Source organism: Pseudomonas cyclaminis, assembly GCF_015163715.1.
Classification (GTDB): domain Bacteria; phylum Pseudomonadota; class Gammaproteobacteria; order Pseudomonadales; family Pseudomonadaceae; genus Aquipseudomonas; species Aquipseudomonas cyclaminis.
The window spans coordinates 1-10,197 of sequence record NZ_JADDUM010000327.1 but is presented as its reverse complement, the minus strand read 5'-3'; the positions used below and the strand labels follow the sequence as shown (position 1 = coordinate 10,197).

At 61.9% G+C, this 10,197-nt stretch carries 8 protein-coding genes and 1 pseudogene; 8 read left to right on the top strand and 1 reads right to left on the bottom strand.

Annotated features, from left to right (window positions below; all coding sequences use genetic code 11):
- The 6 genes and pseudogenes from IQK56_RS29760 to IQK56_RS29735 form a co-directional block, all read left to right on the top strand.
- Positions 1 to 122, top strand: a pseudogene (locus tag IQK56_RS29760) (catechol 1,2-dioxygenase); the annotation flags it as partial.
- A 124-nt stretch (positions 123 to 246) separates the two neighbouring features.
- Complete coding sequence (locus IQK56_RS29755) at positions 247 to 3,753, top strand: DUF2339 domain-containing protein (RefSeq protein ID WP_193901951.1); 3,507 nt, start codon at positions 247 to 249, stop codon at positions 3,751 to 3,753.
- Positions 3,753 to 5,105 (top strand): DUF3999 family protein, encoded by a 1,353-nt coding sequence (locus IQK56_RS29750; protein ID WP_193862156.1) that lies wholly within the window; start codon positions 3,753 to 3,755, stop codon positions 5,103 to 5,105. Before IQK56_RS29755 ends, IQK56_RS29750 begins: the two co-directional genes overlap by 1 nt.
- Before the next feature lie 109 nt (positions 5,106 to 5,214).
- Complete coding sequence (locus IQK56_RS29745) at positions 5,215 to 6,225, top strand: class 1 fructose-bisphosphatase (RefSeq protein ID WP_003237460.1); 1,011 nt, start codon at positions 5,215 to 5,217, stop codon at positions 6,223 to 6,225.
- Positions 6,226 to 6,401: 176 nt separating this feature from the next.
- The gene (locus tag IQK56_RS29740) at positions 6,402 to 6,656 is read left to right on the top strand and encodes a hypothetical protein (protein WP_122305425.1); all 255 of its coding nucleotides are present in this window, start codon (positions 6,402 to 6,404) and stop codon (positions 6,654 to 6,656) included.
- A 30-nt stretch (positions 6,657 to 6,686) separates the two neighbouring features.
- The gene (locus IQK56_RS29735) at positions 6,687 to 7,256 is read left to right on the top strand and encodes a lipocalin family protein (RefSeq protein WP_193862154.1); all 570 of its coding nucleotides are present in this window, start codon (positions 6,687 to 6,689) and stop codon (positions 7,254 to 7,256) included.
- Between the two features lie 55 nt (positions 7,257 to 7,311).
- Here IQK56_RS29735 and IQK56_RS29730 read toward each other — a convergent pair whose 3' ends face one another.
- Entirely contained in the window at positions 7,312 to 8,676 is a 1,365-nt protein-coding gene (locus tag IQK56_RS29730; RefSeq protein WP_193862153.1) for a formimidoylglutamate deiminase, read from the bottom strand.
- Positions 8,677 to 8,823: 147 nt separating this feature from the next.
- On the opposite strand from IQK56_RS29730, the gene hutC reads away from it, so the two are divergent.
- A complete protein-coding gene (gene hutC / locus IQK56_RS29725) occupies positions 8,824 to 9,534 on the top strand; it encodes a histidine utilization repressor (protein WP_241092364.1) in 711 nt (236 codons plus the stop codon).
- Complete coding sequence (locus IQK56_RS29720) at positions 9,531 to 10,091, top strand: HutD/Ves family protein (protein WP_122305428.1); 561 nt, start codon at positions 9,531 to 9,533, stop codon at positions 10,089 to 10,091. The genes hutC and IQK56_RS29720 overlap by 4 nt, the downstream gene beginning before the upstream one ends.
- The last annotated feature ends 106 nt before the right edge of the window (positions 10,092 to 10,197 follow it).

Here is a 10,197-nt window from a genome sequence, read left to right as displayed (position 1 = left end):
TGGCGCGGGAGTTTGGCGTGCAAGGGCGGTTTGCGCAGATTGACTTTGACTTTGAATTGCAGACTGCTGACGTGCCGTTAGAGCAGCAACGCATGCAGCGGGTTCGCGCCCTGGAGGATTGATCAACACGGTCCAAAAATGTGGGAGGGGGCAAGTCGAATCGTCGCACCGCCCCTCCCACATTGGCCTCGCGTCGATATACTAGGCCCCGGTTTGCCCGCTTCGGGCTGAACAGGGATATCGACCATGCAATGGATTTTCATGCTGATTGGCCTGGTGCTCGGCTGGACGCTCGATGAGTCGTTCTATGATGCCGGCATCGGTGCGCTGCTTGGCCTGGGCATTGGCCAGGCGATTCGCCTGTCGAAGCTCGCGACTCAAGCGGACCAGCAAGCGCGTCAGTTGGAAACCACGCAGAAGGCGTTGATTGCGCTAGGTGATCGCCTGCGGCAACTGGAAGTGCCCGCGCCGCCGAGCAATGCCATCGTCGAAACCCCTGAACCCACACCCGTTGCCAAGGCGCCCGAGCTTGTTTGGGAACTGCCGGCCGAATTGGTGCCTGTCGCCATCGTCGCCGAACCCAGCCAGCCTCTGCCGGCTGACGTGTGGGCGCCCGCTCCAACCCCACAACCTAAAGAACCTGCTATCCCTCGCGGCCCCAACCTGATCGAGCGCGCCATCGCTGGCGCACGCAATTGGCTGTTTGGTGGTAACACCGTGCTGCGCGTCGGCGTGGTGCTGTTGTTCCTCGGCCTGGCCTTCCTGCTGCGCTACGCCACCGAAGGCATGGTGGTGCCGATCGAGCTGCGTTACGCCGGTGTGGCTGGCGCCGCTGTCGGCCTGCTGGGCCTGGGCTGGTGGCTGAGATTGCGCAACAGCAATTACGGGCTGATGCTGCAAGGCACCGGCATCGCCGTGCTGTACCTGACCGTGTTTGCCGCGATGCGCTTGCACCCGCTGATCGACCCGAGCGCGGCGTTGGGTCTGTTGGTGGCAGTCACGGTGTTCTCGGCAATCCTGGCGATCACCCAGGACGCATTGGGCCTGGCCTGCGCGGCAGCCCTCGGCGGTTTCGCGGCACCGATCCTCACGTCCACCGGCGCTGGCAACCATGTCGCGCTGTTCAGCTATTTTGCCTTGCTCAACACCGGCATCCTCGCCATCGCTTGGTTCAAGGCCTGGCGCTTGCTCAACCTGATCGGTTTTGTTGGCACCTTCGGCATCGGCTTCGCCTGGGGCATGCGTTCCTACACGCCGGAACTGTTGTGGAGTACCGAACCGTTCCTGATCCTGTTCTTCCTGATGTACCTGGCCATCGGCCTGTTGTTCGCCCGCCGCAAATTGCTGGAGATGGGCGACGCGCCCGAAGGCCGTGATGCGTTGTTGCGCTGGTCGGCGGCCAAGGGTGATTACGTTGACGGCAGCATGTTGTTTGGCCCGCCGCTGGTGGGTTTTGGCTTGCAGTTCGCCTTGGTACAGCACCTGGAGTTCGCTGCGGCCTTCAGCGCGTTGGGCCTGGGCATCCTCTACATGGGCCTGGCGCGGTTGCTCATTGGCGGGCGCGCGTTGCTGCTGGCGGAAACCTGCCTGGCCCTGGGCGTGATCTTTGCCAGCCTGGCGATTCCCCTGGGGCTTGATGCCCGTTGGACGGCTGCGGCGTGGGCCGTGGAAGGCGCCGGGATCTTCTGGCTCGGTTTGCGCCAGCAGCGGCCGTTGGCGCGGGCGTTTGGCCTGTTGCTGCAATTAGGCTCGGCGCTGGCCTTCCTCAGCGAGCTGCGCATTGGCGAACACAGCCTGCTTACCGGTGCGCCGCTGGGTGCGCTGTTGCTTGGTGCAGCGTTGCTGTTCAGCTTCGCTCAGTTGCGCAAGGCATCGGCAGAACAGGCGGCAGACTGGGAGCGTAATGGCCAGCCGGTGTTGGCGTGCCTGGGCCTGAGCTTTTTGTACCTGCTGGCGCCGTTGCTGTTGCTGACCCAAGGAACCGCGATCAGTTGGGCCATTGCCGGTCTGGTGACCCTGTTTATTGGCCTGCGCATCGGTTCGCGTACCTTCCTGTTCACTGCGTTTGCGGTGCAATTGCTGGGCGGCGCGTTGTTCCTGCTGCGCTTGCAGGGCGGGGAGGGCGCGGCGGTATTCAATGCGGGCTGGAGCGGTTTGCTCACGGCCTCACTGATCGGCCTGGCCTTGATTGGCGGCATGCTGCTCGCGGCACGCGACGAAATGGTGCGCAGCGATGCGCGGCTGTTACGTGGGTTATCGGTAGTGCTGCTCGCCGGTCTGGTGCTGATCAATCTGGCGGTGCTGTTTGTGCTGCCATGGGAAAGCGCCAGCGGCGTCTGGGCGGCCAGTGGGTTGTTGATCATCTGGCTAAGCCTGTACTTGCAACAGCGTGTCAGTTTTGTGTTCGGGTTGCTGCTGCAATTGGTCGGTGGTGGTTCGTTCCTGCTGGCGGTGCCGCAATTGCTCGGGCCATTGACCGGCGAAGGTTTGAGCCCGATGGCGCACAGTGGTTTCTGGACGCCGATGGTGTTGGGCCTGGCCGCCTTGATCGGCGCGTGGCGCTTGCAACGTGAACCCCATGCGCCGGTGTTTGCGGTGCTGAAGCTGCAACGCCTGTCCGACCTGTTGCTGGTGTGGGGGGCGGCGTGGTGGACACTGGCGCTGGGCGGTGAAGTCTTGCGCTTTGTTGCGCAGGAGTTGCTGGGGGCTTTCCTGCTGGGTCTTGCAGCGTTGAGCGTGGCGATTTGGGCGCTGCTCGCGGCGCGCCTGCGCTGGGCATCCCTGGGTGTGCTGTGCACCTTGCTGATGCCAGCGGCGGGCGTGGCGTTGCTGGTGTCTGCCCATGCTTACTATCACCCGGCGGCACACTACGGCTGGCTGGCCTGGTTGGCGGTATTCGTGGTGCATTTCATCTCGCTGCGCCGCTTGGCACCGGTGGTTCCGGCCAGGATGCTGAGTATTGCCCACGTTCTCGGCTGCTGGATGTTGATCGGCGTGCTGGCGTTGGAGCTGCGCTATGGACTGTTGCGGCTGTCGGCCGAATACAACGCCTGGCGCTGGTTGGGCTGGGCGATTCTGCCAAGCCTGTACCTGGTGCTGGCTGCGGCGCCGCGCACCTGGCCGTGGCCGGTGTCGGCGTACCCGAGGGAATACCGAGTCTTGGCTGCGCTGCCATTGGCCGTGTTGATGCTCGGATGGTTCTGGCTGGCGAATACCTTCAGCGATGGCACCGCCAATCCGTTGCCTTACCTGCCACTGCTCAACCCACTGGACCTGGGCCTGCTGTTTGCGCTGCTGGGTGTTTACCTATGGTCCCGAAGTGTGGCGCCGCAACGCGGGCCGCGTGCCGAGTCGGTCGCCCAAGGGGTCGCGGGCCTGTCGCTGTTCGCGTTCTTCACGGCGCTGGTCATGCGCACCGCGCACCACTGGGGTGGCGTGCCGTTCCAGCTGGATGCATTGCTGGAGTCGATGCTGGTGCAAGCCGGCTTGTCGATTGTGTGGACCTTGATCGCGCTCGGCCTGATGATCGGCGGCCACCTGCGCCATCGTCGCGAAGTGTGGTTGATCGGCGCCGCGTTGATTGCGGTGGTGGTGGCCAAACTGTTCTTTGTTGAACTGAGCAACCGTGGCGGGCTGGCGCGGATCGTGTCGTTTATCGGCGTTGGGGGGCTGTTGCTGGTGGTGGGTTATTTCGCGCCGCTGCCGCCCAAGCGGGCCGAACCTGTGATCGAAACTGAAGGAGCATCCTCTTGATCGGTAAGTTGAGCGTGGCCGTGGTTGGCCTGTGTGCGGCGTTGGCGGCATCGGCCCAGGAAGGTCCGGCTGATTTCACCCACCGTGTGCCGCTGAGCGTCAGCGGCAACGGACCCTGGTATCGCCTTGAATTGCCGCTGGCTGTGCAACTCAATGCACGCCAGGCCGACCTCAGTGACGTGCGCGTGTTTAACGCCGCAGGGGAGCCCCAGGCCTATGCGCTGTCGCGTCAGTCTTCCCAGCGCACCGAAAGTCGCAACGTTGCCGACGTGAAGTGGTTCCCGCTGTACGCCGCCGACACTCAGGAAACCCTGCCCGGTGTGGTGATGAAAACCACCAGTGAAGGCACCCTGGTGGAAATCAAACCTTCATCCGCCGCCAAACCCGGCAAGCAGGTGCTGCGCGGCTGGGTGCTGGACGCCAGTGCGATCAAAGCGCCGTTGCAGCAACTGAGCCTGGACTGGAGCCGCGAGCAAGAGGGCTTCCAGCGTTTCAGCATTGAAGCCAGCGATGATTTGCAGCATTGGGAGCCTTGGGGCGAGGGGCAAGTGGCGCGCTTGTCGTTCGCCGACGAACGGGTGGAGCAGCATGACGTCAGCCTGCCAGGGCGCCCGGCGCGCTACCTGCGCCTGGTGTGGAAGGGGCAGGCGGCGCCGCTGCTGACCTCGGCCAAACTGGTCAGCGCTACGCGCAGCAGTCTGCCGATGCCGTTGGTGTGGTCGCAGCCAGTGGCGGGCACGCGACTCAAGGCCGGGGAGTACAGCTGGCAGTTGCCGACGGGGCTGAGTGTCGAGCGTTTGCGCATTGAGCTAAAGCAGCCCAACACCCTGGCGCCGGTAACCTTGTCGGGGCGCAGTGATGCCAAACAGGCGTGGCAGCCATTGACCAAGGGTTTGCTGTACCGCCTGACGCAAAACGGCCAAGACGTGGTGCAGGATGAGTTGCAGTTGCCTGGCCAGGTCGTGACTGAACTCAAATTGCAGGTGGACGAGCGCGGTGGCGGGCTGGGGGTGGATGCCCCGGCGCTGGGCTTTGCGGTGCGCGCTACGCAGTTGGTGTTCCTGGCACGGGGTGTGCCGCCGTTCAGCCTGGCGTTGGGCAATGCGTCGGTTAAGGCGGCAAACCTGCCGCTGTCGACCCTGATCCCCGATTACAGCGCCGAGCGCCTCGACACGTTGGGGCAGGCCAAGGTCGTCGGGGAAATTGCGGTCGCGTCGCCGGCGGTCGTAGCGGCTGTGGACGACGGGCCGAACTGGAAAAAACTCGGGCTCTGGGCCGTCTTACTGCTCGGCGTGGCGGCACTCGGTGCCATGGCCTACAGTTTGCTGCGCAAGCCACCGGCGGCACGTTAAATAAAGTCCATGAACTCTATTGGGTTTAAATCCTCTGATAGGAGGAAATACGCCCCGACTCGCGTTAAACTGCGCGGGTTTTCAAGCCCCCCATTCTCCGGAGCCTTACATGTCCCGCGTTACCTTGAGTCGCTATTTGATTGAGCAGACCCGCAGCAACAACACGCCTGCCGATCTGCGCTTCCTTATCGAAGTGGTTGCGCGTGCTTGCAAGGAAATCAGCCATGCCGTGTCCAAAGGCGCACTGGGTGGTGTCCTGGGCAGCATGGGCACTGAAAACGTGCAGGGCGAAGTGCAGAAGAAGCTCGACGTCATCTCCAACGAGATCCTGCTCGAAGCCAACGAGTGGGGCGGTCACCTGGCCGGCATGGCGTCCGAAGAAATGGACAACGCCTACCAGATCCCGGGTAAGTACCCTAAAGGCGCGTATCTGCTGGTGTTCGACCCACTGGACGGCTCGTCCAACATCGACATCAACGCACCCGTCGGCACCATCTTCTCCGTACTGCGTTGCCCGAACGAATACCTGAGCCAGAACGAAGCCCTGAACGAAAAGGCCTTCCTGCAGCCAGGTACCGAGCAGGTCGCTGCCGGTTACGCGATCTACGGCCCGCAGACCATGCTGGTGCTGACCCTGGGCGACGGCGTCAAGGGTTTCACCCTGGACCGCGAAATGGGCAGCTTCGTGCTGACCCACGAAGACATCACCATCCCTGCATCGACCCAGGAATTCGCGATCAACATGTCCAACCAGCGTCACTGGGAAGAGCCGGTGACCCGCTACGTGGGTGAGTTGATGGCGGGTGAAGAAGGCCCGTTGAAGAAAAACTTCAACATGCGCTGGGTCGCGGCGATGGTTGCCGACGTGCACCGTATCCTGACCCGTGGTGGCTTGTTCATGTACCCACGTGACAGCCGCGAGCCGTCCAAGCCGGGCAAACTGCGCTTGATGTACGAAGCCAACCCGATGTCGTTCCTGGTTGAGCAAGCGGGCGGCGCGTCCACCGACGGTCACCAGCGTATCCTCGACATCCAGCCGGAAGGCCTGCACCAGCGTGTGGCGGTGTTCCTGGGTTCGAAGGAAGAAGTTGAGCGCGTCACGGCTTATCATAAGAAGTAAGCTGCGGCGATAAGTGAACGGCGTTGTTGTGAGCCGGTTCACCCTTAAAGAAGCCCCGAAACGTTTCAGCGTTTACGGGGCTTTTTTGTTTTTGCTCGTCGGGAACCAGACACCTGTTTTCCCTTCTAAGCTTCTGGCAGATACCCACGCTGCCTTGTCCCTCCAGGAGTTATTCCATGTCGTTACGCCGTCTCGCTTTGCTGGCTTTTTGCGTGCTGTTGGCCGCTTGCAGCAAGGTCAACCAGGAAAATTACGCGAAGTTGTCGGCCGGCATGGCCAAGGCCGAAGTGGAATCGTTGTTGGGTAAGCCGACCGATTGTTCCGGCGCACTGGGCATGTCCAGCTGCACTTGGGGCGATAAAACCAGCTTTATCAGCGTTCAATATGCCGGTGACAAAGTTCTGATGTTTTCCGGGCAAGGCCTGAAGTAAACCGGGGCGAGAGCCTGCGGGAGAAGAAGAATGATGCGTTTTGTTTTGTACCTTTGTGCCAGCCTGTTTTTGGCGGGCTGTGCCAGCCATTCTGGCGATGATCTGCAACCCAAGACCGCCGGCAGCGTCAACCTCAAGCGTTACCAGGGCACCTGGTATGAGTTGGCCCGATTGCCGATGTACTTTCAGCGCAACTGCGCGCAGTCCGAAGCCCGCTACAGCTTGCTGCCCGATGGCGACATGTCGGTGTTCAACCGCTGCCTGACCTCCGATTGGAAGTGGGAAGAAGCCAAGGGCACTGCAACGCCGCAAGTAGCTGGCAAGACTGACAAGCTCTGGGTGGAATTCAATAACTGGTTCACGTCACTGCTTCCGGGCGTCGCCAAGGGCGATTACTGGGTGCTGTATGTCAGCGATGACTACAAGACCGCGATTGTCGGCAGCCCGAGCCGGCGCTACATGTGGATCCTGTCGCGCACGCCAACGGTCAGCGCTGACACCCGCGAAGACCTGCTGAGCAGGGCGCGACAGCAGGGGTATGACACCACGCGGTTGATCTACCGGACGACGGACAAGCAGATGGCCAAGACTTCGCAGTAACCCAGGATCACCACTGTGAGAAATGTGGGAGGGGGCTTGCCCCCTCGCACATTTTTTAACCGAGTAGATCCCTTAAGACCTGCGTAAATGCCCGGCTGCTTTCTTCCTCGCCTGCATGCCGCCCATCGCGTACTACCCACTTGCCGTTGACCAGCACATCGCGCACCTGCCTATCCCCTCCAGCAAACAACCAGCGGTTCAGAATCCCGTCTTCAGTTGCTGTCGCCAGGTACGGGTCATTCCCGTCGAGCACAATCCAATCCGCACGTTTACCCACTTCCAGCCGACCAATCGGCTGCCCCAGCGCCTGGGCGCCACCGTCCAGCGCGGCATCGAACAGCGTACGGCCAACCATTGGCTGGTCATTGCGATACAGGCGGTTACGCCGTTGGTCGCGCAGGCGCTGCCCGTATTCCAGCCAGCGCAGTTCTTCCACCACGCTCAGTGACACATGGCTGTCGGAGCCTATGCCCATGCGCCCGCCTTGGGCGAGGAAGTCCACCGCCGGGAAAATCCCGTCGCCCAGGTTGGCTTCGGTAGTCAGGCACAAGCCGGCAATTGCCCGGCTTTCAGCCATGCGCGTGACCTCCTGCGCATCCGCGTGAGTGGCGTGCACCAGGCACCAGCGCTCGTCCACGTCGACATTGTCATACAGCCATTGCAGCGGCCGCTTGCCGCTCCAGGCCAGGCAGTCGTCGACTTCCTTTTGCTGTTCGGCGATGTGGATATGGACCGGGCAGGCTTTGTCGCTGGCGGCCAATACTTGATTGATTTGTTGCGGCGTCACGGCGCGCAGTGAGTGGAAGCACAGGCCCAGTTGCTGCGCCGGTTGCGCCGCCAGAATGGGGCTGAGGCGCGCTTGCAGGTCCAGATAGTTTTCGGTGCTGTTGATAAAGCGCCGCTGGCCGTCATTCGGCGCCTGCCCACCAAAGCCCGAGTGGGTGTAAAGCACCGGCAACAATGTCAGGCCGATCCCGCTGCTGGCCGCCGCAAGGCTGATCTGCCGCGACAACTCCGTGGGGTCGGCATAAGGCTGGCCGCTGACATCGTGATGCACGTAGTGAAATTCGGCCACCGAGGTGTAACCGGCCTTGAGCATCTCGATATACAGCTGGCGTGCGATGACGTGCAGTTGCTCCGGGCTGATCTTGCCAACCATGCGGTACATCAGCTCGCGCCAGGTCCAGAAGCTGTCGTTCGGGTTGCCGGCCACTTCGGCCAAACCTGCCATGGCGCGTTGGAATGCATGGGAGTGCAGGTTGGGCATGCCCGCCAACACCGGGCCTTTCAGCCGTTCAGCGCCCTCTGCATTGGCATTGGCCACCACCTGTGTCAGCAGGCCATCGGCGCTGACTTCAAGACGTACATCGTTGGCCCATCCATTAGGCAGCAGTGCGCGCTCGGCAAAAAAAGCGGACATGTTCAGGGCACTCCGGTCGTGTGTTTATTTGTATATACATATACAGACGTTTGCCTGCTCGGTAAACTCCGGCAATCTATGCATCTTTTCCCCCTGCAAGGATTCCCTGTGCCGACTCCGCCCGCCAAGTCTTCGCTGGCTGCCCACATGGACGAAAGTCCGGCGCCCTTGTATGCCCGCGTCAAACAGATGATCAGCCAGCAGATCCTCAACGGCAACTGGCCACCCCATTACCGCGTGCCGTCGGAGAGCGAGCTGGTCAGCCAACTGGGCTTCAGCCGCATGACCATTAACCGTGCGTTGCGCGAGCTCACCGCCGAAGGTTTGCTGGTGCGCATGCAGGGCGTCGGCACCTTCGTCGCCGAGCCCAAGAGCCAGTCGGCGCTGTTTGAAGTGCACAACATTGCCGATGAGATCGCCTCCCGCGGTCATCGGCACACTTGCCAAGTCATCCACCTGGGCGAGGAGGCCGCCGGTTCCGAGCGCGCTGTCGCCCTGGAAATGCGTGAAGGTGGGCGCGTGTTCCACTCGTTGATCGTGCACTTCGAGAACGACATTCCCGTGCAAATCGAGGACCGTTTCGTCAACGCCCTGGTCGCGCCGGAATACTTGCAACAGGATTTCACTCAGCAGACGCCCTACGCCTACCTCAACCAGGTCGCACCGCTGACCGAGGGCGAGCACGTGGTTGAAGCGATCCTGGCGGACGCTGCCGAATGCAAGCTGTTGCAGATCGAACCCAATGAACCTTGCTTGTTGATTCGCCGCCGTACCTGGTCCGGTCGCCAGCCGGTGACGGCCGCGCGGTTGATCCACCCCGGTTCCCGTCACAGCCTCGAAGGACGGTTCAGCAAATGAGTGCAATCACCGTCTGGCGCGCCGCCGATTACGTCCGCATGCCGTGGAAAAACGGCGGTGGCAGCACCGAAGAAATCTCCCGTGATGCCGGCGACGGCCTGGAGGGTTTTGGCTGGCGCCTGTCGATTGCCGATATCGCCGAGTCGGGTGGCTTTTCAACGTTCGCCGGCTACCAGCGCGTGATCACCGTGATCAAGGGCGCGGGCATGGTGTTGACGGTGGACGGTGAAGAGCAGCGCGGCCTGTTACCGCTGCAACCGTTCGCGTTCAAGGGTGACAGCCAGGTGTCGTGCCGATTGATCACAGGGCCGATTCGCGACTTCAACCTGATCTATTCGCCGGAGCGTTACCACGCCCGTTTGCAGTGGGTGGATGGGGTGCAACGGTTTTTCAGTTCGGCGCGGACGGTGTTGGTGTTCAGTGTGGCGGATGAGGTGAGGGTGTTGGGCGAGAAGCTCGGGCATCATGATTGTCTGCAGGTGGACGGTAACAGCGGTCTGCTGGATATGTCCGTCACGGGTCGCTGCTGCATCATCGAACTGACCCAGCGCGGTTAAAAAAATGTGGGAGGGGGCTTGCCCCCCTCCCACATTTGTTTCTGTGTCGCTCATAAAATCTGTTTCCGGCGCGCGCACCAATTTGTTACCGAATGCCCCAGCTTGG

Coding starts and splice junctions, on each gene's coding strand:
- IQK56_RS29740 (WP_122305425.1), top strand. CDS start 6,402: ATGTCGTTACGCCGTCTCGCTTTGCTGGCTTTTTGCGTGCTGTTGGCC.
- IQK56_RS29720 (WP_122305428.1), top strand. CDS start 9,531: ATGAGTGCAATCACCGTCTGGCGCGCCGCCGATTACGTCCGCATGCCG.
- IQK56_RS29730 (WP_193862153.1), bottom strand. CDS start 8,676: ATGTCCGCTTTTTTTGCCGAGCGCGCACTGCTGCCTAATGGATGGGCC.
- hutC (WP_241092364.1), top strand. CDS start 8,824: ATGGACGAAAGTCCGGCGCCCTTGTATGCCCGCGTCAAACAGATGATC.
- IQK56_RS29745 (WP_003237460.1), top strand. CDS start 5,215: ATGTCCCGCGTTACCTTGAGTCGCTATTTGATTGAGCAGACCCGCAGC.
- IQK56_RS29735 (WP_193862154.1), top strand. CDS start 6,687: ATGATGCGTTTTGTTTTGTACCTTTGTGCCAGCCTGTTTTTGGCGGGC.
- IQK56_RS29755 (WP_193901951.1), top strand. CDS start 247: ATGCAATGGATTTTCATGCTGATTGGCCTGGTGCTCGGCTGGACGCTC.